We start from the raw sequence: 24,907 nt of genomic DNA on the forward strand, positions 1-24,907 counted from the left end.
TCATCATCGTTGATGCCGGCCACCGCCGCGAGATCTACCGGTAGGCGCAGAAGTCTCGTTACGCAAACGAGGACGTACGCGGATACCTGCCCACTGCAAACGCCGGTGGCGTGCGGAAGCGGATCCGCGAACGCTACAGAAAGTCCGCCGGTAGCCGATGGGCTGCTGATGCCGCTTTCGTGCTGCTCAGAGATGAGCGTCAACGTTCTTTGGGCATCCGACGGTCGACGCTTGCGAACCGGCCATGAATGAGATGATGACTGATTGATCGAATGCGAGCCAGAATCGAGGGAGCCAAGGATTGGACGGTCAGATAGTCACACGATTCCGCAGTAACATCTGGGCCGCGATTAGCGTAATTCTCGCCTTCCTGCTCCTAGTAATCGCACCTTTCTTCATACTCCTGCCGACTATCCGTTGGCTCAATTGCAACCGTGCCTCGCCGGAAACTCCTTCTCAACTCGCGATCGCGGCGCTTCTGATAGCGCTGGCCACGGTGCTTTGGGGCACCGCCAGAGCACTTGCCCAACCCGCGAATCTGCGAAACTTTGTCACCGGGAGCTGGATCGCCCTGATCGTCTTAGCCGTTCTACTGGTTCCCCTCTACGGGTTAACCCTCTTGCCGTGGAACCAGCAAATCGGCAGCTTCCGTGAATCCTGCGGCGTTGTTCTTGGCATTGCCGCGGCGCGATCTCTCGTACTCTTCTTGCCCCACCTCGCCTTAGCCCTGGCCTTCATTCTTCTCCCAGCACGCAAACGAATTTCCGGGCGCCGGACGGCAGTTGTCGCCGCAGCGATTGTATTCTCGTGGTTGGTCCCGTTGGGAATCTCAGCCCTATAAGACCTCTTCGGGGCCGACAAGTGCTGCATGCCTGATCGGCCCACTCGAAAAATAGAGGCACTCCGGCGTGGTCCGCTAGCCAACCAGGTGAGGGCGCTCGACGACGGCTCGAAGGCGCAGCCGTGTGGGCGCCTGGAACGAGGACTTTCCGCGTCAGCGGGAGTGGGGACGCAGTTCGTTGGTAGGGTTTCGGGGACGACAGGAGGCGCGGATGCCGAAGTTTAAGCAGGACAGTGTGAGCAAAACGGGCTCTGGTTCCCGGCGGGCGCTGTGGCCGGTGATAACCGGCGCATTCGCCGTCTGTGTGTTGGCCCTCACCGGGTGCTCAGCCCCCACACCCAACGCGCCGGGGCCTGGTTCCGCGACCTCCGACGCCCCGTCGCCACCGACAGGGGCGCCGGCAGACTCGTATCCTGCTGTTGACGATGTGCTGCGCGAGCTCGGCCCGGCACCAAAGCCAGCCTCCTTCAGCGAGGAGCAAGTCGAGGAGGCACGGCGCGCGCAGGTCGAGGGCGAGTGGGAGAACGTCCTTGAGCGGTTCCCGGATGCTCAACGGCCGGATGTCGCGTTTATCCGCTACCTGGCCGACGATGAACGCGCGCAGGTGATGGTGGATTGCCTGGTCGACCGCGGCGTGGACGCAGAGCTGTCCCTGTCAGGGAACGAAGTCTCGTCGTCTTCGCCGCCCGAGCAGGAGCAAGCCGATGCGGTCTCTCACTTTGAGTGCAGAGTACAGTTTCCCGTACGGCCGTGGCCGCCGCTGACTGCGGAGCAGCTCGGCTACCTCTTCGATTACCTGGAGGGGTTCACGGCGCCGTGCCTGGAAGCGCACGGCAATCCGCAACCCGCCGCACCGACGCGCGAGTTCTTCATCGAGAACTGGCCGCAGCAAAACTGGTTCCCCGGCCCTAGCCTCGAAATCATGGGCACCCCCGAAGGGTCGGCCATCGAGCAGGCGTGCCCGGTGACTCCTCCCGGGTTTAACTGAGCGGAGCGGGACAACTTACCGCACGCACGCAGAGTGCTGTGCGCCGGATGTCGGGACCTGACATCATCGTGCAGGTTTCTGATCGGCCAGCAGCCATCGGCACGCTGTACCCTCCGGCCGGTCGCAGGGCCCGTCAGAGACTGTCGGGGTCCAGATTCAGTGTCGTGCCCTCGTATAGGTACTGCTGGTTCCCGAATACTTCAAGACCCGCGTTCAGCCAGATGAGGCCCTCGATCGAAACCCCGAAACGATCCGCCACGACAGAGGTGATATCGCCCGGGGCGACGAGGTACTGTTTCGGGGCGCCGCTGGCCGTGCTCGCCGTCACCTCGCCCGCGGCATAGGCGCGTGGCCCGTCGTCGGCCGGCTGGACATTGGACTGCCGGGCCGGGATGTCCCAGCGCACGGTGTCGACGGCGAGGATCTTGTTCGGTCCGAGCTCGATCGGGACGCCGTCACCGGAGCTTGCCGATGAATAGGTCACAAGAGTGCCCAGGTAGGAGGGTTGCCCTTCGGAGCCCAGTGATACCGATGAGGCAGGTGCAGCCGTGGTCGTTGGACCGCCGAGCTGATGGTCGCCGATCCCGTGGTAGGTGAGACCGTCGCCAACCTCGGGCGGAACGTCGATGAGCGTGACCGACACCGGCACCGGCACCGTCGAAGTGAAGCCCGAATACTGCGCGGAGTAAGTGTTGTCACCGTTCGAGATCATCCGATAGTGAAAGTAGATGCTCCCCTTCGGGGAGGCCACGTCCCCCTCGGCGACGACCGTTCCCTCCGGAACGGGGATCAGCTCGGGTTTGGGTACCGGTGTGTTGACCGGCTCAGGGGTCGCTGGCTGGGGGTTTGCCGGATCCGCAGTCGAGGCCGACGGCCGTGGGGTGGGTGAAGCGGACGCGGGTGCCGTGGCCTGGGGGGACGGGCTGTGCGTCACTTGCGCGGTGCTGTCCTTGGCGGCCGGGAAGCACCCGGCGAGCGTGGCCGTGATCGCGACCGCGATGCCGATTGCGGCGAATCTACGCCCCCATGCTGTGCCGACTCTTGCTCGGGCAACGCCGCAGATCACCCTGTCTGGCATGATTCCCCCATAGCCGAAGCCTAGTCTCGGGCGCAGATCACTCTGCAGCACCACCGTTTGAGCAACGCCCCCAGCGACACGAGGCAGCGCAAGTCTTCATGGGCCGCTGGGGATGTAGCGAGTCATGGATAGGGCTGCTGTCGCCCGTTAGACGGTCCTGCTGTGGACACCACAGACTACTATCCGTTGCGGCTGATCGTCACCAGTGTTTGGTTGGGCAGGGACGCGAAGCAATTTCCGCTTGAAGGATCACTATTGCCCAGTCCTCGATGATGGCGCACAGTTCAGAATATGAATGAATTACACATCGGGTACGCGCGCGTATCCACAAACGAGCAGGATCTCACCGCACAACGCAACGCCCTGGAAGCCCTCGGCGTCAGATCAAACTTGATCTATACCGACCATGGCCTCACCGGCACAAACCGGGCGCGCCCCGGACTACGAGAGGCTCTTGCCGCCTGCCGAAACGGTGACACTCTCGTCATCTCCAAACTCGACCGATTGGCCCGTTCCCTCAAGGATGCGCGGGACATAATCGACGAGCTCACGATCAAAGGAGTCAAGCTCAGCATCGGCGGTTCGGTGCACGACCCAACCGACCCGGTCGGTCGCCTCCTGTTCAACGTGCTTGCGATGGTCGCAGAGTTCGAGTCCGATCTCATCCGCGCACGAACGAGAGAAGGAATGCTGGTGGCCAAAGCAAAGGGCCACCTGCGGGGTAAGCAACCCAAGCTGTCGGTGGCGCAGCAACGTCACTTGATGGAAGTCCATCAGGCGGGAACGCATTCCACCGCCGAACTCGCCGAGTTGTTCAATGTCGCTCGCTCAACCGTCTACCGAACTGTTCAACGACAGTCCGCAGTACGCGACGACTAGAGTGCTCTCACAGCCCAACTATGGAACAGTCCTTACCCGTAGAGGGGCCCACTTGTGGTGCTTCCCGCACCGTTACGGGGATCGACGCGTCGGAGATCCCAGCGATGCCCGTAGAGGTGTCCCGAATAATTGCCCGATGAACGCGCGCCAAGCGCAACACCAATTCGGCGCCACAACTGCGGGCGTTAATGCAAGTCACGATCTGTCGGTTTGCCCGAACTAGAGTGAGAGCAACAGCCGACTTCCGGCTCATGCAATCTGGGCAATCGTGACGGTGCGGGATCCACGCCCTAATCCCAACACATTGAGATAGGGGCATTCTGTATGACCGAGAACCGAAAAAGTGGCGCAAACACCGGCTCAGCTGGGCGATTGTCCTTGCCGTTTCTCGGAGTCACCGCGCTGATTTCCGGTGCCATCACACCGGCCTGGGTGGTGCTGACGGTGATCACCGGAGGACCGGAGGCTGCAGCCTGGGTTCCTGTGATCGTGCTCTTTCTCATGCCCTTCAATCTGGTCGTCTTTGCCCTGTTCATCGGGGCGGTGGTCTGCGGTATCTATGCTCTCCGCAATGCAGGCACCGACCGCGTACTCGGCAGAATCGGCCTGATTCTGGCCGGCGTGCAACTGCTCGCCGCAGTCGCCTATCTGGTCTGGGCCCTCACCGACGGCCTATTCGGTGGTTGACACCCGCGGCACGTTGCTACCATCACACCATCGTGAGCACGCGGGCGGGGTCACTCAGGATCGTCCCGACGTCGGTGAGGAAACGCGAACCCTGCTCGCCGTCGACCAGCCGGTGGTCAAACGACAGGCTCAACGTCATCACTTGGCGCAGGGCGACCTCGCCCCTGTGTTCCCAGGGCATCCTGCGCACGGCACCGATCGCGAGAATGGCGGCTTCGCCGGGGTTCAGCACCGGCGTGCCGGCATCGACGCCGAACACACCCACGTTCGTGATCGAGATTGTTCCGCCGGTTAGCTGGCGCGGCGTGGCCCTGCCCGCACGTGACGTCTCGGTAAGTACGGCCAGAGCGTCAACGAGCTCGCGAAGGCTCATTCGTTCCGCGTCTTTGATGTTCGGCACCACCAAGCCGCGTTCGGAGGCCACAGCGATACCGAGGTTGACATAGTTGAACTGTATGATCTCCTGTGCCTTATCGTCCCAGCGAGTGTTCACCGAAGGAGTGCGAGCGGCGGCGATACACATCGCTTTCGCCACCACGGCGAGCAGGCCGGGCCGGCTGCCGGCGAAATCGCGTGACGCACGCAATCGGTCCACGAGCTCCATCGTCGGCGTCACGTCGATGGTCAGAAACTCGGTGACATGCGGTGCCGTGAAAGCACTGGCCACCATGGCCTGTGCCGTGTGCTTGCGCACCCCGCGGATCGGGGTTCGAACCTCTCGAATAGCGGCGGGGTCTCCGATGGTGATATCGGGTTCCATGGTGGGGCTCACCTGCAGGTGGTCCAGTACGTCCTGCCTGGTGATCAGCCCGCGCTCACCGGTGCCGGTAACCTTGGTCAGATCGACGCCCTCGTCCCGTGCGAGTTTGCGCACGGGCGGTGTCGAGCGCGGCCGCTCCAGAACCGGTTCGGCGCGCTTCTGCTCGGCACGATCGGCGTGGGCCTCCTCGGATTCCACCGCGGGATCCATGGCAGGCTCTGCGGATACTGGCCGGTGTGCCTGCCGCGCAACGGCGTCGAATCCGGCGGCCCGTGCCCGGCGACGCGGGCGATCCGTCGAATCGACCGGGGCCCCGTAGCCGACCAGAACGGGGTTGCGTTCGGCAACCTCGCGCTTCTGATCGGTTCCGCTATTGTCGTCTCCATTCGGGCCATCCGCACCATCAGGCGCACCGTCGGGCACGTCGATGGCGACGATCGGCGCACCGACCCGAACGGTCGACCCGGCCTCTTCATAGAGCTTCTTGACCACGCCGGCGTACGGGCTGGGCAGTTCGACCAGCGCTTTCGCCGTTTCGACCTCTGCGATGATCTGGTTGAGCTCGACCGTGTCACCCACCGCAACCTTCCAGGCAACTATGTCTGATTCGGTGAGCCCCTCCCCGAGGTCGGGCAGGTTGAAGGTCTTCGTGCTCATGATGCGTGGCTCCAGTCACTGAGTGAATTGCGGCGCCCGAGTACACGGTCGACGGCATCGAGCATGCGGTCGAGGTTGGGCAGGTAATGCTCCTCGAGCTTCGCCGCCGGGTAGGGCACATCAAAACCTGTAACCCGCGCCGGGGCCGCCTCAAGGTAGTCGAAGCAACGCTCGGTGATGCTGGCCGCGATCTCGGCACCCAGCCCTAAGAACTGCTGTGCCTCGTGGGTGATCACGAGCCGGCCGGTCTTGCGCACCGAGGCAGCCACCGTGTCAAAGTCGATCGGTGACAGCGAGCGCAGGTCGATGACTTCCACCGAGACTCCGTCGTCGGCTGCAGCCAACGCTGCATCCTTCGCGGTCATTACCAGCGGCCCGTAGGTTACCAGGGTCACATCGGTGCCGGAATTGACAACCTGGGCACGCTCCATCGATGGCTGCTCGGTTTCGGCCAACTGATCCACCTCGCCCTTGCTCCAGTAGCGTCTTTTCGGTTCGAAGAACAGCACCGGGTCGTCGGATGCGATCGCCTGTTGGATCATCGTGTAGGCATCCTGCGAGTTGGAACAACTGACCACCCGGAGCCCCGGAGTATGGGCGAAATACGCTTCAGGTGATTCGGAGTGGTGCTCCACCGAGCCGATTCCGCCGCCAAACGGCACTCGGATCGTGATCGGCAGTTTCACCGCACCACGGGTTCGGGCGTGCATCTTGGAGATCTGGGTGATGATCTGGTTGAAGGCCGGAAAGATGAATCCGTCGAACTGGATCTCCACCACCGGGCGGTAGCCACGATAGGCCAACCCGATCGCGGTGCCGAGCATGCCGGACTCGGCGAGCGGGGCATCAATCACTCGATTCGGGCCGAAGTCTGCCTGCAAACCGTCGGTCACACGAAAGACACCGCCGAGCTTGCCGATGTCTTCGCCCATCAACACGACCTTCTCATCTACTTCGAGGGCGCGCCTGAGCCCGGCATTGATCGCTTTGGACAGTGTGAGCTGGGTCATCGCGCACCGCCTTCAAACATGTCCAGATATGCGGAGTACTGGCTCTTCTGTCGCTCCAACCACGAACTCTCGGTGCTCAGCACGTGGTCGAAGATGCTCAAGCTCTCCGGGTCGGTGAGCCCGAGGGTTCCGGCGCGCACCTCAGCGGCCACGCTGTCCGCCTTGGCCTGCACCTCGGCGCGCACCTCATCGGTCAGCGCGCCCATGCTGCTCAAGTGAGCCTCGAGCCGCTTGATCGGGTCTTTCACCGACCACTCGTCGAGTTCTTCCTTGTTGCGGTAGCGGGTGGGGTCGTCACTGGTCGTGTGCGGCCCCATACGATAGGTAACCGCCTCGATGAACGTCGGGCCTCCACCCGTCCGCGCACGTTCGATCGCCCGCCGAGTGACCGCCATCACGGCGAGCACGTCGTTACCGTCGACGCGAATACTCGGGATGCCGAATCCTGGAGCCCGGTTCGCGATCGCGATGCGCGCTTGTCGCTCTACAGGTTCGGAGATCGCCCATTGGTTGTTCTGGCAGAAGAAGACGACCGGTGCTTGGAACCTGGCCGCGAAGACCATGGCCTCACTGATGTCGCCCTGGCTGGTCGCCCCGTCGCCGAAGTAGGCGATGGCGACCTGGTCGCCGCCGTCGAACTGGCAGCCCATGGCGTAACCGGTCGCGTGTAGCGCCTGGGTGCCGATGATCACACTGGGGATGGCCATGTTGATCTCATAGGGATCCCAACCGGAGTGGGAGTTGCCTCGCCAGACCCGCATCAGATCGGTGAAGTCGACGCCCCGGCAGTACGCCACCGCGTTCTCGCGATAACTGGAGAAGACGAAGTCGTCAGACCGGAGGCTGCGGGCGGAACCAATCTGGGCGGCCTCCTGCCCGAGTAACGGTGCCCACAACCCGAGCTGGCCCTGGCGCTGTAGGTGCATGGCCTCGGTGTCGATACGACGCACGACGACATGATCCTCATAGAGTCGCACGAGACTGGCAACGTCGACATCAGCGACCCACGGGTCATAGTCGGCATTGGGCGTGCGGTGCCCATCCGGCGTCAGAAGTTGGAGAAAATCTGCTGAGGCCTCGCCTGGTGGGACGGAAGTCCCGTCGACCATGGGCTCGGTCGGAATCGCCCGTTCATCGTGCAGATGATTGCTCAGTGACGTTTCAGGTTGAATTGTGGACATGCTCGCACGCGTCCTTCGCTTGTCTTACGACGGGTCTCGTCGCCTCGCTCTTTGGCTGCGGCTGTTGGCCTCGCGCCAAACTTCGGCATCATTGCCTCCTGCTGTTCCGACAATACCCATCGTTCAACAATGAGCGCAACCACGCGCGATCTGCTTGAGCACTTTGCTCTAGAGCCATAGAAAGTTTGTGCTGTAAGTTCGCATTATGCACCCTATCGATAGCCTAGACACGAACCTGCTACTTGCTCTGGCCGACGACCCACGAGCAACTGTCGTCGCGTTGGCGCTGGAGTTGGGGGTCTCGCGCAACACGGTGCAGTCTCGTCTGGCACAGTTGGAGAAGCGCCACCTGTTCCTCTCTTTCGAACGCCGCCTGAACCCGGTCGCTCTGGGTTACCCGTTGATGGCGTTCATCTCGGTGCACATTCAACAGCAGAAACTGGGCGCCATCGTCGAGCAATTGGCCGAGATTCCGGAGATCATCCAGGCACACGGCCTCAGCGGTTCGGCCGACCTACAGGTACGGGTGGTCTGCCGTGACGCCGAAGATCTGTTCCGCCTCAGCAAAGCGATCCTTGCCTGCGACGGAGTTGAGCGCGCCGACACGGCACTCGCGATGAGCGAACTGATCGAGTTTCGAATGGAGCCATTGCTCAGGCGCGATTCATCCGGCACGTGACGGTTCACGATCTCTTTCCGGCCCGCACTGGTGCGTGACGTTTGAGCGACGCCTCGGACGGGGGTGAGAATTTCGATCAGAAACCTGCCACGATCAGGGGTATGACGATCCCTGACGATGCGGGCCAGCGACCGCCACCAATAGACGCCCACCCCGCGCACCCTGGTCAGCCCCGGAGCCAGACCCGGACCTTGGAACCGCGACCTCAGCCGGGGCAGCGCCAAGTCGCGACACGACGCGGCCTGGCGATCGCCGCCCTTGTGGTCGGGATTGTGGCCGCGCTCGCCGGCTGGGCTCCGATCATCGGTGCTGTGATCGGTGTCGCGGCCGTCGTTCTCGGCGCGATCGCGCTGGCCAGGAAGCAATCGAAGCCATTCGCGGTCACAGGACTTGTGCTCGGTGTGCTCGCCACCGTAACTTCCCTCGTCATCACCTTCACGATTGGCGCCCTCGGCGGCAATCTGTTGAACGAGCTCAGTCAATTGGACGAGTCAAGCGGTGGGAGTTTCGAGGTGGCAGAGCCCGGCGTCGTGGTCGACCCGGAACAGCTCGAGGGCGAGGGGATCTTCGAAGTGGACGGCGATGACTTCTTCGATCTAGACGGCGACGAAGGCTTCTTCGATTCGGACGAAGACGATGGCGTCCTCGATTCCCCGCTGGCCGAACCGGTTGATGCCCCGATCTCCACCGCGTCGGGCACCGAGGACGACCCGCACCTGATGGGCACCCGTATCGTCGGCGAGGAGTGGGACATCGTCATCAACAGTTTCACCCTCAATGCCACCGACGAAGTGTTGCAGGCTGTGCCGGAGAACAGGCCACCGAAAGAAGGCAAGCAGTACGCCCTCGTCAATGCGACTGTGTTCTACACGGGCGAGGGCAATGGCAACCTCACTTATGGGCAGGTCGATCTCAAGTACAACGCTCCGAGCCGGTTGCTCCCTCCGGTCAAGAACGGCTCACTGGCGCCGGAGCCCGGACTCTATCTGGAAAACCTGCAGATCAGCGACTATTACACCGGGAACGTGGTCTATGAAATCCCAGCAACCGATACTGCCGGAGGACTCTATTTCACGAGGGGTTCAACTTCTGCAGAGTCGGTGCACGTCGCCATCCGATAGGTCCATCGGCGCTGCGCGCCGAGGGGGACAGCACGAGCACCGACTTCTCCACAGTACTCTGGTCCCACAGAGCGAAGACAAACCCTGAGGAGAGCCAATGTCGTCCACTCCAGCGCCGAATGCGACGCCCCAGTCTGACGCGATCGTCGTCGGAGCCGGACTCGCCGGCCTGGTGGCTGCGGCAGAGCTCGTCACCGCGGGCAAGCGGGTCACCATTGTTGAACAGGAGCCGGACGCATCATTGGGCGGCCAGGCGTGGTGGTCTTTCGGAGGGTTGTTTCTGGTCGACTCCCCCGAGCAGCGCCGGATGGGCATCAAGGACAGTATCGATTTGGCCCGGCAGGACTGGGACGGCACCGCTGGGTTCGATCGGGACGAGGACGAGTGGGGTCGCAAGTGGGCTGATGCCTACCTCGACTTCGCCGCTGGGGAGAAACGCTCCTGGTTGCACGAGATGGGGGTGCGGTTCTTCCCCGTGGTCGGGTGGGCGGAGCGCGGCGGCTACACCGCGACCGGGCCGGGCAACTCGGTGCCCCGGTTCCACATCGTCTGGGGAACGGGCCCCGGCATCCTCGCCCCATTCATCAAAAAGGTGCAGGAGGGTGCCCTGGCCGGTCTGGTGACCGTGCATCACCGGCACAGGGTCGACGAGTTGATCGTCGACGCCGGCGCAGTTGTCGGAGTACGGGGGCGCCAATTGGCATCCAGCGATGTGGCCCGCGGTGAGGGCAGCTCGCGGGATGAGGTCGGTGACTTCGAGTTGCAAGCACCCGCGGTGATCGTTGCCACCGGCGGGATCGGCGGCAACCACGACCTGGTGCGGGAGAACTGGCCGGAACGTTTCGGCGAGGCCCCGGCTTCGATGCTCTCTGGTGTTCCCGAACACGTTGACGGCCGGATGCTCGCCATCGCTGAGGCCGCTGGCGCTCGGCTGGTCAACAAAGACCGTATGTGGCATTACGTCGAGGGCATCAAGAATTGGGCACCGGTGTGGGCAAAGCATGGCGTTCGTATCCTGCCTGGGCCGTCGCCGCTCTGGCTGGATGCCACCGGAAAACGCCTGCCGGTGCCGCTCTTCCCCGGTTTCGACACCCTGGGAACGCTGGAATATATTCTGAGAACGGGATATGAGCACAGCTGGTTCATTCTCACCCAGAAGATCATCGAGAAGGAATTCGCGCTCTCGGGCAGCGAGCAGAACCCCGATCTGACCGGCAAGGACCTGAAATTACTCGTAAAACGAGTCGGTCCCGGTGCCCCCGGCCCGGTGGAGGCGTTCAAGGACAAGGGCGAGGATTTCATTGTGGCCTCGTCGCTGGCCGAATTGCTCGTCGGCATGCAGCAGCTCTCCCCCGAGGCGACCATCGACCTCGAACAGGTGGAGCGCGAGGTGCGTGCCCGTGACCGCGAGATGGACAACGACTTCACCAAGGATGCCCAGATCACGGCGCTGCGCGGTGCTCGGTCCTCCCGCGGCGACAAGCTGATCCGGGTGGCGTCACCGCACAAACTGCTCGACGAGAAAGCCGGGCCGCTGATCGCGGTCAAACTGCATATTCTGACCAGAAAGTCGCTGGGTGGCATCCAGACCAACCTGAAATCGCAGGCGTTGGGCTCCGACGGCACCCCGATCACGGGGCTGTACGCCGCCGGTGAGGTCGCTGGCTTCGGCGGCGGCGGCGTGCACGGCTACCGGTCGCTCGAGGGCACATTTCTGGGCGGATGCCTGTTCACCGGCCGCGTGGCGGGCCGGGCCGTCGCCGCTCTCTAGCGAACAGCGAACGTGAGAGGTCCCACGAGCGCCCCCATTGTCGGTGAGGAGGGAACAGTGCACGACTTGGGCGGGACTTTCCGGGCAGGAGCTGGATCTACCGTTTGAGCTATGCCTTGAGCGTCCAGGGCTGGCGGCGCACCAGGATGTGCCCGCGGGCGGTCGTGAGCCGCGTCCACGGCCCCGACTGGAACACCGCCACACTGTTGGCCTGGATCAGGAAGCCCAGACTGAGCGCCCCGAAAGCCGACCCGGCGCCCAGATATTCCGCGCCGGCAATCGGGCGGCCCCACACCTCTTGTCGCACCCGGGTCACAATCTGCTCCCCCACCGCTTCCGGCACTGTCTGGGCTACTTCAGCGATGCCTGCCTGTGCGGCCTGCTCGAGAACAGTCGCGGCGATCGGCTCGAGTTTCACCCAACCTCCGCGCGGCGGCGAAATGCCCGACCAGGTGACCGTCGACACCGGATGCGGCAGCCGCACAGTGACGGGCGAATCCGATATCTCGATCCCGGGGCCCACCTCGGGCAGCCGTTCGAGCAGCGAGCGGATCGGCACGACCGAATCGAAATTGATGCCGATATCAATCGCCCACGTACGAAGGCCCAGCACTGTATCGGAGCGGTCGAGTAACCCACGCGGGTAGAAGATCGCGGAGTAGACGGCGAGCACCCCGGAGCCGGCGATCAGGCGCACGGAGCCGTCTTCGACTCGGGCTGCGCGCGACAAGTACACCCGGAGGTCTGAAACTGCCAGGGAATCAGCTAATGCAAAGGAGTTGGTCATCTGCTGTCTAAACTATCTGAGCAAGGCCGAGGTTTCATCTTGGCGCCTGCGGGGTGGCCCCGCACCGACTCTGGAGTGAGCATGAACGAATCCCTCGCCGACCTGCTGGCCGCCCTCGACCTGACCGACACGGGCGCCCGCACCAACGAGGACATCTTCACCGGGCCGTCGCAGTGGATGCCCCTGGGGCGGGTGTTCGGCGGTCAAGTGCTCGCCCAGTCCCTGGTTGCTGCCGGCAAAACCGTTCCAGAAGACCGGCCCGTGCACTCGATGCACGGATACTTCCTTCGCCCGGGTGATGTGAAACTCCCGTTCACTTTCTCGGTGGATCGCATTCATGACGGCAATTCCTTCACGACCAGGCGCACTCAGGCCTACCAGAACGGAGTGCCGATCCTGTCGATGATCGCCTCCTTCCAGACCGAGGACACGGGGCTGGACCACCAGATGGATATGCCAGCCGACCTGCCCGACCCCGAGTCGCTGCCAGATGCCGCAACGGCTCTTGCCGCATTCGATCATCCGGTCGGACGATACTGGGCAACTCAACGACCCTTCGACATTCGTCACATCGATTCCCCGATCTACATGAGAGTCGACGGCGCGCACGTCGCGCACCAGGCGATCTGGATGAAATCCTTCGAGCGCCTGCCCGACGATCCCATGCTGCACCGGGCCGCGCTGGCGTACGCCAGCGACTACACCATTCTGGAACCCATCTACCGCCGCCACGGCATCGCCTGGGCCACGCCGGGACTTCGAACAGCCAGTCTGGATCACGCCATGTGGTGGCACCGGTTCGGACGGGTCGACGACTGGATGCTGTACGTGCAGGAGTCGCCGAGTGCCTCGGGCGGTCGGGGTCTTTCCATCGCGCGCATCTACAGCCGCACCGGTACGTTGCTCGCCAGTGTTGCGCAAGAAGGCATGGTACGAGTCAAGAGCAGTGAACCCACCGCCTGAAGGCACGCGCGACACCCGCTGATCGAGGATCCCGACCGAGGAGACAAAGCGTGACCGCAGCACTGCGCAGCCAGCCCCGCCTGATGCGAGCCAGGGAGCGACTGGCGAGAATCTCGGAATCGTTTGAGTCCCGGCTCTGGCCCATCCCTGTTGCCGCAGTGGTGGTCGCCGTCATGGCTGGGATCCTGCTGCCTCGAATCGACCTGCAGGTCGACGGTTCACTGCCTGACTCGATTGATTCCTTGATCTTCAACGGCGGCGCCGACACGGCACGCGCGGTGCTGTCTTCGATCGCCGGCTCGCTGATCACCGCCACCTCCCTGACGTTCTCGCTGACCGTGGTTGCGCTTCAACTGGCCAGCAGCCAGGCCTCACCCCGCGTCATGCGTCTGTTCGCGCGCGACGGCCACGTACATCGCACACTGGCTGTGTTTCTCGGCACGTTCGCGTACTCGATCACAGCGTTGCGCTCGGTACGCTCGGCCGACCAGCAAGTGGTCGAGTTCGTTCCACGGATCACCGTCACCATGGGATTCCTTCTGACCTTAGTGAGCGTTGTGGTGCTGGTCTTCTTCCTTGCACACCTCGCCACCCAGTTGCGTGTCGAAACCATCATGCGGGAGATCCACACCGACACCGAGCAGACAATCCGACTGGTCAGCGACAGCAACGCCTCGCTCACCGCGTTCGCCTCACCGGTCGTTCGCCCGGAATCGACGACGCACGTCCTCAGCCCATCAAGCGGGTTCCTCACCAGTCGTGACCGGGGAACCCTGCTCGCCTTTGCCACCTCCCGTTCGATCGTGGTCGAGGAACTGGCGCGCATCGGGGACAATGTGGTCACGGGTACGCCGCTCGCCAGATGGTGGGTCTCAACCGGCGAATCGGGTGATAGCGACGGCGCTGTCGATGCTGCTGAGGTGGAAGACGTGGTTCAGCGCTCGATACACATCTCCTACGAGCGCACCGCGGCCCAAGACGTTGATTACGGTGTGCAACAACTGGTCGATATCGCGTTGCGTGCCCTGTCTCCCGGCATCAACGACCCCACAACGGCCTCAAACGTGCTTGGGCATTTGGGGGCCATCCTCACGCGAACAATCGGCATGCCTCAGCTTCCGAAGGGCATTGCAGACGCAGCGGGGCAGTTGCGGATCGTGACCGATCCACGGTCAGAAACCGAGTTGTTGCGCCTGGCACTCTCGCAGATCAGACACTATGGCGCGACAGACCCCCAGCTTGTCAAACGGTTTCTGCAGGTACTTTCCGACCTGACCTACACCTCGGGCGGGTTCGGGATCGGGACTGGTCTGAAGGAACAATTGGATGCGCTGGAACAGCAACTGCGGGAGGCCGCCCCCGGCGACCCGGCCGCGGTTGCCATCCTGCTCCAGGAGTGTGCCAATCTGCGCCCCAGGCTCAACAACCTGCCCGCCGACGCACTCGCGCCACCGGGCGGATGAACCAGCCCCTCACTTCGACTGTGCCTACGAAGTCTGCTGAGCCTCGGCCTCGCGGGCGCCGGTGACCATGGCGGTGAACGAATCGATGTGCTCGCGCACGCTTTCCACACCGTACTGCTGGATGTCGGCCAGGTATTGCACGTGGTCCGCCAGAAGCATGTTTGGTCCGTAGAGCGGCCGAACGTGAAGCATGAGCAATTGCACCTCCGCCTCCAACTGCCGATAACTCTCGATCATTCGTGGACTGTTGCAGGCCTCGACCACCGCGGTGTGGAAACGCGAGTGCGCCCCTTCCATCTCTGCCCAGCCCTCACGCAGGTCAACCGACGCCTGCAGCATCGCGTCGAGCGGGGCTTCCAATGTCTCGATCACCTCATCAGGCCACGAGTTTCCGTATTTTTCACGCAACATGCGCACCGCTTCAGACTCGAGCGCACAGCGCAGGTGCTGAAGTGCAATGAGATCGGCGTTGTTGTGGTCGGTCACCCGGATCCCGACATAAGGCTGGTTCTTGACCAACCGCTCCGAGGTGAGTTGCGCGAGTGCCGACCGCACGGTGTGCCGGGAGACTCCGAATTCATCGGCCAGATGCGTTTCCCGGAGAGGCTCACCGGGCGCTAGTGCCCCGGTGAGGATCCGGTCGCGCAGGATCGACGCCAGATCGACGGAGACGGTGCGGCGGGTGGGGATCTTCTCGATCACGTGAACCTCCGTTGCATTCGGCCAGTCGGCAGTAGTCTCGCCGGTACGGTCAAAACCGCAATCCCCGCCGCCAAAACCACCAGCCCGACCACAGAGGTTGCGCTCAGTTGTTCTCCGAGGATCAGAATTCCAAGCACCGTCGCTGTCACGGGCTCCCCCAGAGTGAGCGTTGAAACCGTCGGTGCTGCCAGCCGTTTCAACCCCCAACCGAACAATACGTAGGCGAGCGTGGTGGTGACAAGCCCCAGCCAGAGGGCCATCGCCAATCCATCGACCGTCGCCAGCCATGCGGTGTTCGTTGCCGCCAGCAGCGGAATGGAGAACAACGCTGCAAGACCGAACACTCCACCCATCGCGGCGGTTGGGCTCCAGCCCCGCTCTAGCAGCGCCTTACCCGAAAGCGTGTACACCGCGTACGAGGCGCCGGCAGACAGCGAACTCAGGATCCCGGAAAGGGTGATCGTCGTCTGCCCCGCGTCGGTCAACCCGCTCAGCAACACCACCCCGACGGTGGCCAGAACGGTCGCTACCAGCCAGATGACACCGGGAAATCGGCGCCGCAACGCCCAGTCGCAGGCGCCGGTGATGATTGGGGCCGAGCCGAGCGCCACAATTGTGCCCACCGCCACCCCGTTCTGGCTCGTACCCGCGAAGAAGGTCGGCTGATAGGCGAGCACACCACACGCCCCGAGCAGAACGATGGCCCAGGATGGCAACCCGAATCGACCACGCACCCGCCCAACCGGCGGTACCAGCATCGCTTTCCCCAGAAGTTGTGACCTTTCGGCGCCGCGAATCGCGGACGCGCGGTGATCGCGGTACACCACGAGTGCGGCGATCAACGCCAACGCTCCCCCGCCGATCAGGATGCGCGCAGCACCGATCGAGGCGGGTGTGGCGTCGGTTGCACCGAGCGCTTGGCTTGTCCCGGTCGTTCCGAAGAGCAGTGCCGCGAGTAAGACCGCCAGATAGGGGCGCATGTAATATATTGTTGCACAAAACGTTCAAACATGGGCCGGTGGGGAACACTGAAGTTGCACCAGGTGGTGAGAGAAGTAACTACCCGCGCCTTCGGAACTGCACCGGTTCGCCGAGGTACGGCTCCCACGCTGCCCGCTCCGCTGCACTGATTCGCCTGGGGCGATCGGTGTCGGAATCCACTAGGACCAGCGTTGTGCTCGCCCGTGCGTAGAGTTGCGCGGGTTCAAGGCCCTTCGGCGTCCAGACCTCGTAACAGATTTCAAGGCTCGCGCCCCCGATCTCCCCTATCCAGAGTTGGATGTCAATCGGTTGCCTGTGGTAGGGCACGGGCGCCAGGTACTCGACTTCCTGGCGAGCGATCAGCGAAATTGTCGACCCGCCGGCCTTGCCGTCGAGCATGCGGGTCGCCAGCGGCGACCCCAACGGCGACGTCGGCACATCAGGCTCATCTGACTCCCAGAACGCGTAGATGCGCGCCTCCTCCAGGAGGTGCAGCATCTCCGCGTTGTTGACATGGCCATACGCGTCGAAGTCTGACCAGCGGAGGCGCGTCGGAACGTGTATCCGCACGTCGCGTCAGTCCCGCGTGAGCTTGCGGTACGCGGAGCGGTGTGGCTTCGCCGCCTCCGGCCCGAGCCGCTCCACCTTGTTCTCCTCGTACGAGTTGAAGTTGCCCTCGAACCAGTACCACTGGGCTGGGTTCTCGGCGGTGCCCTCCCACGCGAGGATGTGAGTGGCAATGCGGTCGAGGAACCAGCGATCGTGTGTGATCACGACAGCGCAACCAGGGAACTCGAGAAGCGCGTTCTCAAGGCTCGACAGGGTCTCCACGTCGAGGTCGTTGGTGGGCTCGTCCAAGAGCAGCAGGTTGCCGCCCTGCTTGAGGGTCAGCGCCAGGTTCAACCGGTTGCGCTCACCCCCGGAGAGCACCCCGGCCTTCTTCTGCTGGTCGGGCCCCTTGAACCCGAAGGTCGAGACGTACGCGCGAGACGGAATCTCGGTCTTGCCCACCTGGATATAGTCCTGGCCGTCTGAGACAACCTCCCACAGGCTCTTCTCGGGGTCAATCCCGCCACGACTCTGGTCGACGTACGACATCTGAACCGTGTCACCGATCGTGAGTTCACCCGAGTCGAGCTCCTCCAGACCTACGATCGTCTTGAACAGCGTGGTCTTGCCCACACCGTTCGGACCGATGATGCCGACGATGCCGTTGCGGGGCAGGGAGAAACTCAGGTCGTCGATCAGCACCCGGTCGCCGAAGCCCTTCTTCAAGTTCTTCGCATCGATGACCTGGGAGCCGAGGCGTGGCCCAACCGGGATCACGATCTCCTCAAAGTCAAGCTTGCGGCCGCTCTCTGCCTCCTTCAGCATCTCGTCGTAACGTGCCAGGCGTGCCTTCGACTTGGTCTGGCGGCCCTTTGCGTTGCTGCGCACCCACTCGAGTTCGCTGGCGAGGCGGCGAGCCAGCTTGGCGTCCTTCTTGCCCTGCACCTGCAGGCGTTCCTGCTTCTTCTCCAGGTAGGTGGAGTAATTGCCCTCGTATGGGTAAAGCTTGCCGCGGTCGACCTCGGCGATCCACTCGGCGACGTGGTCGAGAAAGTACCGGTCGTGGGTGACGGCGAGCACTGCGCCGGGATACGCGGCCAGGTGCTGCTCCAGCCAGAGCACGCTCTCGGCATCGAGGTGGTTGGTCGGCTCATCCAGCAGCAGTAGGTCGGGCTTCTGCAGGAGCAGTTTGCACAGTGCCACGCGACGCTTCTCACCGCCAGAAAGGTCGGAGACCGGCCAGTCACCGGGCGGAGTGCGCAGGGCGTCCATCGCCTGCTCCAGCTGGGCGTCGAGATCCCAGGCGTTCTGTGCGTCGATCTCCTCCTGAAGCTTGCCCATCTCGTCCAAGAGGGTGTCGAAGTCGGCGTCGGGTTCGGCCAACTCGGCACTGATCTCGTTGAATCGCTCGATCTTGCCCATGATCGGGCCGACGCCCTCTTGCACATTCTCGAGCACGGTCTTCGACTCGTCGAGTTCCGGCTCCTGCATCAGGATGCCGACGCTGTAGCCGGGGCTCAGCCGCGCCTCTCCGTTCGAGGGGGTGTCGAGCCCAGCCATGATCTTGAGGATGGTCGACTTACCGGCACCGTTGGGCCCGACCACTCCGATCTTCGCACCGGGAAAGAATGACATGGTGACGTCGTCGAGGATGACCTTGTCGCCAACCGCTTTGCGCGCACGCACCATCGTATAAATGAATTCAGCCATAACCATCAAGTCTATTGGTCGCCGCCGCGGCCGGAAACCGGGAGACGGGAACCGGGCGCGCGAACCGGACGCGGGAACCGGACGCGGGAACCGGACGCGCGAACCGGACGCGGGAACCGGACGCGCGAACCGGACGCGCGAGGCTGGGCGCCGAAACCAGCCACGGGAATCATGCGTGGTTGTTACCAGTCGATCGGCCGAGTGGCTCCGACCAGGCACTGGTCGGTTGCGAGCGGCGCCGCGACCATGCTGTGATAGCCGGTGCCTGCTCCCCACTGGCCGATGAGGCATTCGTCGTGGAACATGACGGAGAATTGGATGGAATCGGCCCGGAGCCCGGTCGGCGTGACGTCCCGGCTGACCTCCATTTGCGATTTGTCGAAACCGGCCGCGGCCAGCCCGTCGATGATGTCGCGGCCGCCAATATCGTCACCGCCGAGGATCACCATGATGTTCGTGTAGTCGAAGAAGGGGAGGTTTTCGGGCGCGGTCCCCTCGGGGGTGAACTCAGGAGGGGGGCCGGGCTCCAGCGTGGGCAGGCCTGGTGCGGGCTTCGCCGATGTGCCGGCACTTGTCGCCGGGGCATCGGGCGCAGTCGTGCAGGCGGCCAGTCCAACGGTGAGTGCCCCGGCGAGCGCTGCCGCGCCGAGCACCCCAGTAGCGAACCGCTGATGCTTGAGCCGCATTGCGAAACTCGCGCGCGGGTTCCGTGTCTGCGCGGTGGCCTGATCCCGGCTGTTTCGCGAGCACGTCAGTCGGTGCTCCGGCTCCATCAACGTTTCCTCTCGTTCTGCGAATGCGGCTGTGTCTCGCCGCGAAAGGAGAGTCTACGATGCCCGCGTACCGGAACTCTCGTCGGGCAGGAACGGTTGCTGCAGATTGGATGCATAATCAGTTGGCCGGTTGCTCACCTGTGCGGCCGCTACGGCCACGCCTTCCCCTGAAATCTCGGTTTCTTGCGACGATGCCCAGGCATTCCCGCCGGGGCCCGCCTGGTCGCCCATCGCACCGGTGCCGGCTCCGTTGCGCGCGATGTACGTGAAGACCGAGCGGCCCCAGGCCAAATCGTGCCCTATCGTGTCCGCCTCAACCTCGACGTCGATCCCCCGACGTTCATCCCTCTCCCACTCCCGCACCCTCAGCTTGCCAGTCACGACCACGAGGTCGCCCTTGCGCACCGAGTGCTGAACGTTCTCGGCCAGGTGTCGAAACGATGTCACCGTGTACCAGTTGGGGCTCCCTTCCGCCCAGAGTTGCTTCTTTCGGTCGAACCAGCCCTGCTTCGATACCAGCCGGAACTTGTGGATCATGACGCCTTCGCCAGTTGTGATGACCGTTGGTTCTGTGCCGACCCGCCCAGTGATTGTGATGATGTCTGACATCTGTCTTCCTTACGTGTAGCCGGATGGATACGCCTCGGGGTGACACTCGTGCCGGTTTCGGTCGCCCCGAGGCGTGCATCCATGCTCACTCGCCCCGTGATGCGAACGGGACGAAGATCCAAAATTGAGCAAAGTCAGGCGGTTAGGGCGGGTGTGGAGGACCGGACTTTCAAAAAAACGGAGAGCATGTGATGCCGTGACGACACGGCGGAATTACGGCTTGCCGCGGAGTACTCCCTGGCCAGCGACTACCGAGCGGCGACCCATCCGGGCTCGAGAATGCCTCGCCGCGGTTCCGCGAGCCTGCTGTCTTGATCCATACCAGTACTGTCATCGATAAGGGCACTGGTGTAAAGCCTTTAGTCCTCTCCCAGATGCAACGCACGGCGGCGAGGAGAGTTGCCCATAGAGTGGAGCCATGAGCGCCCATGTCACTGTTATGCCCCGCGAAGGCTAACCGGTATGGGCTACATCTACGCGCTGCTTTCCGCGCTGCTTTTTGCCGCGAACGGCAGCGTCATCAAGGTCTTGGTCGAAACCGGCATCTCCCCGGCCCAGGTCACCTTTTTTCGCGTCGCCGGCGTTGCCGCGATCTCCGGCATTGTCTTGCTCTTTCTGGATCGAAACGCGTTTCGTCTCCCTCTGAGAAGGTTGGGCGTCATGGTGATCCTCGGGATCACCGGTGTGGCGATGGTGCAATGGTTCTACGCCTCCGCGCTGAGCCTGGTTCCAGTCGGGATCGCGCTTCTGCTGGAGTACATGGCGATCATCCTCGTGGCAGTCATCGCTTGGGGGATCTTCAAGGAGCAGGTGAAGGCCAGGCTGTGGTGGGCCATTGTCTGCGTCATCATCGGCCTGGCGTTCGTGGCACAGATCTGGGCCAGCACCCTGGACCCACTCGGTGTGATGATGGGCCTGCTCGCAGCGCTCTCATTGACGATCTACCTGCTACTCGGCGAACGGCTGGTTGCACAGACATCCGCCCTCGCCGTGGCGTTCTGGTCGATGCTCTTCGCCGCAGCGTTCTGGGCTATCTTCAGCCAATGGTGGCGGATTCCGCTCGACGCATTTCAGACCGAAGTCTCGATGTCGGGGACACTGAGCGAGGTGATCCTGCCCCTGTGGCTGCCCATGCTCTGGAACATCGTGCTCGGATCTTTCGCCCCCTTCTTTCTCTCGTTCCTTGCCCTCAAACATCTCACTGCGACAGCGGCCGGCATCATCTCTTCCTCCGAGGTGATCTTCGCTTTCATCGTTGCCTGGCTCTGGCTCGGCGAGGCACTCGCGCTCAACCAGATCATCGGCATCGCGATCGTGCTGGCCGGAATCTTGCTCGCCCAGACGGCGCGCGTGCACAAGCTGGTTGGGCCAGATCTGGAGGCGCAGGACGTGCTTCTGTCGACCGGTGCGATCACGGTCATCGACGTGCGCCCCAGCGACCCAGTCGACGTTCCCGACTAACAGCTGCCCCGGCGATGTCGGTGGCCCACCTTAGTCTGGCATTCACAACATTCGAGGCCGGCAGAGGTAAGGGGACAACATGCGCGACACAGCAACCGAAATGGCCATGCCGGCACCACATGCCGTTGCAGCGAACAGGCGGCATACTCTCACCGCGGTGCGTGATGACCTGTGGCGGGTTTGCGGCCGCGACGGTCACATCGTCGGTCACATCGAGCGACTTCTCGACCCCGCCGGTGACCGCTACAGCGCCCGGCGCCTCATGCGGGCCGCGCCCGGGGCATTGCCTGCGGCCACACTGCCACTGGGGCTGTTCTGGCGGCTCGATGATGCAGAGGAGAGTTTCAGCTCCGCCTGACGCGCGCTGCGGCTGATCGGCAACACGGCGGCCCGGCGACGGCCGATCCGGCGCCCGTCGCTGTAGGGTGCCAGCATGGAATGGTTGAGCGACTTTTTGGACTGGCTCGTCACCGACCGCGGGCAAGAATCCGTGCGCGTTGGGTTTCTGTTCCTGCTCGCGCTGCTCATAGGCGCCGTGCTCGCCGGATGGGTCACCAGAATGGGAATCCGAGGCTTGCTTCGCCGGTACGACCGCGGTTTACGCGACGCCGCAGTGCTGGCCCTCATCGAGGCGGCCACGGAGGCCTCGGTGTGGAATTCGCTGTCGCCGCAGGAGCAGATGCTCGCGAATCGCACGATCGGCAGAGCGGATGCCCAGATCAGGCTCCTTCCGCTGAACGGCTCAGACATTGCCGCCAATTGGGCTTCCCACCAATTGAACGAGATGAAGCGCAACTCCGCCACATTCGGCTACCTGCTCGACCCGGTGGTTCTGGCGTTCAGGGAGCGTCTGCTCTACTGGTGCGATCGGCCCAACAAGGCCAAGCGCATTTTTGAGGCCGACCTCGATGCCTGGCAACAGGCCTCCAGCGAGTCGGAACGCAAGCTGCTCGCAGAGCAAGAAGCCTGGGTCGCTCAGCAGCATCAGGAGCGTTACAGTGACTCGGCGGCCAACACGCCGATCCAGCGGGCCTCCGCGGCTCCGGTTCCGCAGGTCCCCCAGCCGGTCGCTGCCCAACCGGTCGCCCAACCGTTCGCGGCCCAACCAGCGGCCGCGCAAGCTGCAACGCCCACTCAGCCATTCCCACCTGCACCGACGCCGCAATTCGCGCCCGATCAGGCACCGACAGTGCCGTTCTCGACGCCCAGCGAGCAGTTCTTCGACGACCTCGGCGCACTGAACCACAACCAGCGCTGATCGCCACCCCAGCGGGTTGAGGTGTCGCACGGGGGCCGTCTGGGCCCCAGGAATTCGACGGACCTCGGCGCCATGGCTGAACTGGGTGGGCTCGAATATGCGCATCGATGAACGGCTTGCCCATTCTCAACCGAGGATGATGAGCCAACCCGCCAGCGCGGTGAGAGAGATCAACAGGACGGGAATGGTGAGCACGATTCCGGTTCGAAAGTACTGTCCCCACCCGATATGGATACCTTTGCGATCGAGGACATGCAGCCAGAGCAAGGTGGCAAGGCTGCCGATCGGGGTGATCTTGGGCCCGAGGTCAGAGCCGATGACGTTGGCATAGATCATGACTTCATGGGTGAGCCCGGTCGCCCCGGCAGACGCGATGGCGAGCGCTGCGATCAGCACCGCGGGCATGTTGTTCATGATCGAGGCGAGTCCGGCGACGATCACGCCCACGCCGAGCGCGGTGACAAGTGTGCCGTTGTTGCCGATGGCAGAGAACACTCCGGCAAGGTTGTCTGTAATGCCCTGGTTGCGCAACCCGTAGACGACGAGATACATTCCGATCGAGAAAAGCACTATCTGCCACGGGGCTTCCCTGAAGACCTTTGTGACCGAGACCCGTCGAAGCCCACCGACCCTCTCGGTTGCAGCCGCGAGCGAACCCATGGCGTCGGAGCCGCGGTCTGCTGCTCCGGGAGCTTCGAGATCACGGTGAGTGAGCACGGTGTCCCGAGCCACGCCGTCTGCGGCGGTGTCGGTGACGGCTGACCGGGATGTGAGTGCTTTCGCATGGCTGAAGAGAAACGTGGGCCTGCGCGCGGCAACAACGCACAGCGTCGCGGCCCCCGACCCCGCGATCACTGAGAGCGGGATGTTCAGGGGGTCGGCCACGAAGTAGCCGACAAGGAGCAGGGCGAGCACGACCCAGCCCACGCGAAAGGTCAGCGGATCATGGATTGCAGTGCGCGGTGGGACAAGCCCGGAGGGGTCGTAACGGGTCGGGATCGACTTTCGGAAATAAAGCATCAACACTCCCATGCTCGCCACCACCGTCACAATGCCGACGGGCACCATGATCAAGGCATACCGACCGAATCCGATGTCGAAGTAGTCTGCGGAGATGATGTTGACGAGGTTGGACACGACCAGTGGCAGGCTTCCGGCGTCGGCGATGAAGCCGCAGGCGATCACGAAGCCGAGGGATGCTTTGGCTGAAAATTTCAGCGCCAGCAGAATCTGAATGACGATCGGGGTCAGGATGAGGGCGGCACCGTCGTTCGCGAACAGTGCTGCGATCGCAGCACCAAGCAAAACGATGAGAACGAACAGGAGTCGGCCATTGCCGCGCCCCCAGCGGGCGACGTGAAGTGCGGCCCATTCGAAAAGGCCCGACTCGTCAAGGAGCAGCGAGATCAACACGATGGCTACGAATGCGAACGTGGCGTTCCAGACGATGTTCCAGACCGTCGGAATGTCTGAAAGGCTGACAACAGTCGTGATCAGCGCAAGAACCGCTCCCCCGAGGGCCGACCAGCCGATCCCGAGGCCGCGCGGTTGCCAGATGACAAGCACCAGGGTGACGACGAAGATCGCGATGGCGACGATGGTCATGAGACGGGAATCCTCCAGGCCTGCGCGTCGACGGCTCTACCGAGACCTGTCGACGGACCGTCGGAACCACACGGGTGTTCGCGAGGCCCAAGTGGCGTCGATCCGGCCAAAGCTCAAGGAGCCACAGGCCCGCGTGCCCCCGGCAGGATTCGAACCTGCGACCAAGAGATTAGAAGGCTCCTGCTCTATCCCCTGAGCTACGGAGGCATGGGTACCTGTAACACGATACCGCAGGGGGTGGCCGGAACTTCGACCAGCGCGCGCGACACGAAAAGACAAGACGTTGCTGAATGCTGGGAGGCGGCGCACACCCGCATTATGCTGTGCCCAATGCGCCCCAGTGGATGTGGTGCGGCGAGTTGCTGGGTTGACGATCCGTACTCTCCATTTCGGC

At 63.3% G+C, this 24,907-nt stretch carries 23 protein-coding genes and 1 tRNA gene; 11 read left to right on the top strand and 13 right to left on the bottom strand.

The window, feature by feature from the left end:
- Window positions 1-1,268 precede the first annotated feature (1,268 nt).
- Entirely contained in the window at window positions 1,269-1,829 is a 561-nt protein-coding gene (locus DL891_RS14695) for a hypothetical protein (protein WP_157962540.1), read from the top strand.
- Window positions 1,830-1,962: 133 nt separating this feature from the next.
- On the opposite strand, the gene DL891_RS17165 is transcribed toward DL891_RS14695, so the two are convergent.
- The gene (locus DL891_RS17165; protein WP_157962541.1) at window positions 1,963-2,907 is read right to left on the bottom strand and encodes a LysM domain-containing protein; all 945 of its coding nucleotides are present in this window, start codon (window positions 2,905-2,907) and stop codon (window positions 1,963-1,965) included.
- Window positions 2,908-3,198: 291 nt separating this feature from the next.
- Between DL891_RS17165 and DL891_RS14710 the strand changes: the two genes are divergently transcribed.
- Entirely contained in the window at window positions 3,199-3,786 is a 588-nt protein-coding gene (locus DL891_RS14710) for a recombinase family protein (RefSeq protein ID WP_111721215.1), read from the top strand.
- A gap of 324 nt (window positions 3,787-4,110) precedes the next feature.
- Window positions 4,111-4,473, top strand: a complete 363-nt coding sequence (locus tag DL891_RS14715; RefSeq protein ID WP_111721216.1) for a hypothetical protein — start codon at window positions 4,111-4,113, stop codon at window positions 4,471-4,473.
- Window positions 4,474-4,495: 22 nt separating this feature from the next.
- On the opposite strand, the gene DL891_RS14720 is transcribed toward DL891_RS14715, so the two are convergent.
- From DL891_RS14720 to pdhA, 3 genes are read right to left on the bottom strand one after another with little or no spacing between them, the layout of a single operon-like run.
- On the bottom strand, window positions 4,496-5,890 hold the full coding sequence (locus tag DL891_RS14720) for a dihydrolipoamide acetyltransferase family protein (protein WP_198668942.1): 1,395 nt from the start codon (window positions 5,888-5,890) through the stop codon (window positions 4,496-4,498).
- Window positions 5,887-6,900: an alpha-ketoacid dehydrogenase subunit beta gene (locus tag DL891_RS14725; RefSeq protein WP_111721218.1), complete on the bottom strand. Its 1,014-nt coding sequence runs from the start codon at window positions 6,898-6,900 to the stop codon at window positions 5,887-5,889. Before DL891_RS14725 ends, DL891_RS14720 begins: the two co-directional genes overlap by 4 nt.
- Complete coding sequence (gene pdhA / locus DL891_RS14730; protein ID WP_111721278.1) at window positions 6,897-8,009, bottom strand: pyruvate dehydrogenase (acetyl-transferring) E1 component subunit alpha; 1,113 nt, start codon at window positions 8,007-8,009, stop codon at window positions 6,897-6,899. Before pdhA ends, DL891_RS14725 begins: the two co-directional genes overlap by 4 nt.
- Before the next feature lie 277 nt (window positions 8,010-8,286).
- Between pdhA and DL891_RS14735 the strand changes: the two genes are divergently transcribed.
- The 3 genes from DL891_RS14735 to DL891_RS14745 all read left to right on the top strand — a co-directional run bounded on the left by DL891_RS14735 (window position 8,287) and on the right by DL891_RS14745 (window position 11,652).
- On the top strand, window positions 8,287-8,760 hold the full coding sequence (locus DL891_RS14735) for an Lrp/AsnC family transcriptional regulator (protein WP_111721219.1): 474 nt from the start codon (window positions 8,287-8,289) through the stop codon (window positions 8,758-8,760).
- A gap of 191 nt (window positions 8,761-8,951) precedes the next feature.
- Window positions 8,952-9,881 (top strand): DUF4190 domain-containing protein, encoded by a 930-nt coding sequence (locus DL891_RS14740; RefSeq protein ID WP_111721220.1) that lies wholly within the window; start codon window positions 8,952-8,954, stop codon window positions 9,879-9,881.
- Window positions 9,882-9,978: 97 nt separating this feature from the next.
- The gene (locus DL891_RS14745) at window positions 9,979-11,652 is read left to right on the top strand and encodes an FAD-binding dehydrogenase (protein ID WP_111721221.1); all 1,674 of its coding nucleotides are present in this window, start codon (window positions 9,979-9,981) and stop codon (window positions 11,650-11,652) included.
- Between the two features lie 109 nt (window positions 11,653-11,761).
- Here DL891_RS14745 and DL891_RS14750 read toward each other — a convergent pair whose 3' ends face one another.
- Entirely contained in the window at window positions 11,762-12,439 is a 678-nt protein-coding gene (locus tag DL891_RS14750) for a hypothetical protein (protein ID WP_111721222.1), read from the bottom strand.
- An 81-nt stretch (window positions 12,440-12,520) separates the two neighbouring features.
- Here DL891_RS14750 and DL891_RS14755 point away from each other — a divergent pair, with 81 nt between their 5' ends.
- Together DL891_RS14755 and DL891_RS14760 are read left to right on the top strand one after the other, a co-directional pair.
- Window positions 12,521-13,402 (top strand): acyl-CoA thioesterase II, encoded by an 882-nt coding sequence (locus DL891_RS14755; RefSeq protein ID WP_111721223.1) that lies wholly within the window; start codon window positions 12,521-12,523, stop codon window positions 13,400-13,402.
- 50 nt (window positions 13,403-13,452) lie between these two features.
- Entirely contained in the window at window positions 13,453-14,865 is a 1,413-nt protein-coding gene (locus tag DL891_RS14760; protein WP_111721224.1) for a DUF2254 domain-containing protein, read from the top strand.
- A gap of 24 nt (window positions 14,866-14,889) precedes the next feature.
- Here DL891_RS14760 and DL891_RS14765 read toward each other — a convergent pair whose 3' ends face one another.
- From DL891_RS14765 to DL891_RS14790, 6 genes are all read right to left on the bottom strand, one after another.
- Window positions 14,890-15,567 (bottom strand): GntR family transcriptional regulator, encoded by a 678-nt coding sequence (locus DL891_RS14765; protein WP_111721225.1) that lies wholly within the window; start codon window positions 15,565-15,567, stop codon window positions 14,890-14,892.
- Complete coding sequence (locus DL891_RS14770) at window positions 15,564-16,547, bottom strand: EamA family transporter (protein ID WP_111721226.1); 984 nt, start codon at window positions 16,545-16,547, stop codon at window positions 15,564-15,566. The genes DL891_RS14765 and DL891_RS14770 overlap by 4 nt, the downstream gene beginning before the upstream one ends.
- A 79-nt stretch (window positions 16,548-16,626) precedes the next feature.
- The gene (locus tag DL891_RS14775) at window positions 16,627-17,118 is read right to left on the bottom strand and encodes a thioesterase family protein (protein ID WP_111721227.1); all 492 of its coding nucleotides are present in this window, start codon (window positions 17,116-17,118) and stop codon (window positions 16,627-16,629) included.
- A gap of 6 nt (window positions 17,119-17,124) precedes the next feature.
- On the bottom strand, window positions 17,125-18,807 hold the full coding sequence (ettA, locus tag DL891_RS14780; RefSeq protein WP_111721228.1) for an energy-dependent translational throttle protein EttA: 1,683 nt from the start codon (window positions 18,805-18,807) through the stop codon (window positions 17,125-17,127).
- A gap of 182 nt (window positions 18,808-18,989) precedes the next feature.
- The gene (locus DL891_RS14785; RefSeq protein ID WP_232819205.1) at window positions 18,990-19,493 is read right to left on the bottom strand and encodes a hypothetical protein; all 504 of its coding nucleotides are present in this window, start codon (window positions 19,491-19,493) and stop codon (window positions 18,990-18,992) included.
- Window positions 19,494-19,634: 141 nt separating this feature from the next.
- Complete coding sequence (locus DL891_RS14790) at window positions 19,635-20,189, bottom strand: single-stranded DNA-binding protein (RefSeq protein WP_111721229.1); 555 nt, start codon at window positions 20,187-20,189, stop codon at window positions 19,635-19,637.
- Between the two features lie 462 nt (window positions 20,190-20,651).
- On the opposite strand from DL891_RS14790, the gene DL891_RS14795 reads away from it, so the two are divergent.
- From DL891_RS14795 to DL891_RS14805, 3 genes are all read left to right on the top strand, one after another.
- On the top strand, window positions 20,652-21,650 hold the full coding sequence (locus DL891_RS14795; RefSeq protein WP_111721230.1) for a DMT family transporter: 999 nt from the start codon (window positions 20,652-20,654) through the stop codon (window positions 21,648-21,650).
- A 79-nt stretch (window positions 21,651-21,729) separates the two neighbouring features.
- Window positions 21,730-22,008, top strand: a complete 279-nt coding sequence (locus DL891_RS14800; RefSeq protein WP_111721231.1) for a hypothetical protein — start codon at window positions 21,730-21,732, stop codon at window positions 22,006-22,008.
- A 75-nt stretch (window positions 22,009-22,083) separates the two neighbouring features.
- Window positions 22,084-22,908, top strand: a complete 825-nt coding sequence (locus DL891_RS14805; protein ID WP_111721232.1) for a hypothetical protein — start codon at window positions 22,084-22,086, stop codon at window positions 22,906-22,908.
- A gap of 126 nt (window positions 22,909-23,034) precedes the next feature.
- On the opposite strand, the gene DL891_RS14810 is transcribed toward DL891_RS14805, so the two are convergent.
- Both DL891_RS14810 and DL891_RS14815 read right to left on the bottom strand, forming a co-directional pair.
- Window positions 23,035-24,513 (bottom strand): arsenic transporter, encoded by a 1,479-nt coding sequence (locus tag DL891_RS14810; protein WP_111721233.1) that lies wholly within the window; start codon window positions 24,511-24,513, stop codon window positions 23,035-23,037.
- Between the two features lie 134 nt (window positions 24,514-24,647).
- Window positions 24,648-24,720, bottom strand: a tRNA-Arg gene (locus DL891_RS14815).
- Window positions 24,721-24,907 lie beyond the last annotated feature (187 nt).

Source organism: Homoserinimonas sp. OAct 916 (assembly GCF_003260275.1).
In the GTDB taxonomy this organism is placed as follows: domain Bacteria; phylum Actinomycetota; class Actinomycetes; order Actinomycetales; family Microbacteriaceae; genus OACT-916.

Coding starts and splice junctions, on each gene's coding strand:
- DL891_RS17165 (WP_157962541.1), bottom strand. CDS start 2,907: ATGCCAGACAGGGTGATCTGCGGCGTTGCCCGAGCAAGAGTCGGCACA.
- DL891_RS14790 (WP_111721229.1), bottom strand. CDS start 20,189: ATGTCAGACATCATCACAATCACTGGGCGGGTCGGCACAGAACCAACG.
- DL891_RS14735 (WP_111721219.1), top strand. CDS start 8,287: ATGCACCCTATCGATAGCCTAGACACGAACCTGCTACTTGCTCTGGCC.
- DL891_RS14770 (WP_111721226.1), bottom strand. CDS start 16,547: ATGCGCCCCTATCTGGCGGTCTTACTCGCGGCACTGCTCTTCGGAACG.
- DL891_RS14785 (WP_232819205.1), bottom strand. CDS start 19,493: ATGCGGCTCAAGCATCAGCGGTTCGCTACTGGGGTGCTCGGCGCGGCA.
- DL891_RS14725 (WP_111721218.1), bottom strand. CDS start 6,900: ATGACCCAGCTCACACTGTCCAAAGCGATCAATGCCGGGCTCAGGCGC.
- DL891_RS14710 (WP_111721215.1), top strand. CDS start 3,199: ATGAATGAATTACACATCGGGTACGCGCGCGTATCCACAAACGAGCAG.
- DL891_RS14755 (WP_111721223.1), top strand. CDS start 12,521: ATGAACGAATCCCTCGCCGACCTGCTGGCCGCCCTCGACCTGACCGAC.
- DL891_RS14720 (WP_198668942.1), bottom strand. CDS start 5,890: ATGAGCACGAAGACCTTCAACCTGCCCGACCTCGGGGAGGGGCTCACC.
- DL891_RS14810 (WP_111721233.1), bottom strand. CDS start 24,513: ATGACCATCGTCGCCATCGCGATCTTCGTCGTCACCCTGGTGCTTGTC.
- DL891_RS14715 (WP_111721216.1), top strand. CDS start 4,111: ATGACCGAGAACCGAAAAAGTGGCGCAAACACCGGCTCAGCTGGGCGA.
- ettA (WP_111721228.1), bottom strand. CDS start 18,807: ATGGCTGAATTCATTTATACGATGGTGCGTGCGCGCAAAGCGGTTGGC.
- DL891_RS14805 (WP_111721232.1), top strand. CDS start 22,084: ATGGAATGGTTGAGCGACTTTTTGGACTGGCTCGTCACCGACCGCGGG.
- DL891_RS14745 (WP_111721221.1), top strand. CDS start 9,979: ATGTCGTCCACTCCAGCGCCGAATGCGACGCCCCAGTCTGACGCGATC.
- DL891_RS14800 (WP_111721231.1), top strand. CDS start 21,730: ATGCGCGACACAGCAACCGAAATGGCCATGCCGGCACCACATGCCGTT.
- DL891_RS14750 (WP_111721222.1), bottom strand. CDS start 12,439: ATGACCAACTCCTTTGCATTAGCTGATTCCCTGGCAGTTTCAGACCTC.
- DL891_RS14795 (WP_111721230.1), top strand. CDS start 20,652: ATGGGCTACATCTACGCGCTGCTTTCCGCGCTGCTTTTTGCCGCGAAC.
- pdhA (WP_111721278.1), bottom strand. CDS start 8,009: ATGGTCGACGGGACTTCCGTCCCACCAGGCGAGGCCTCAGCAGATTTT.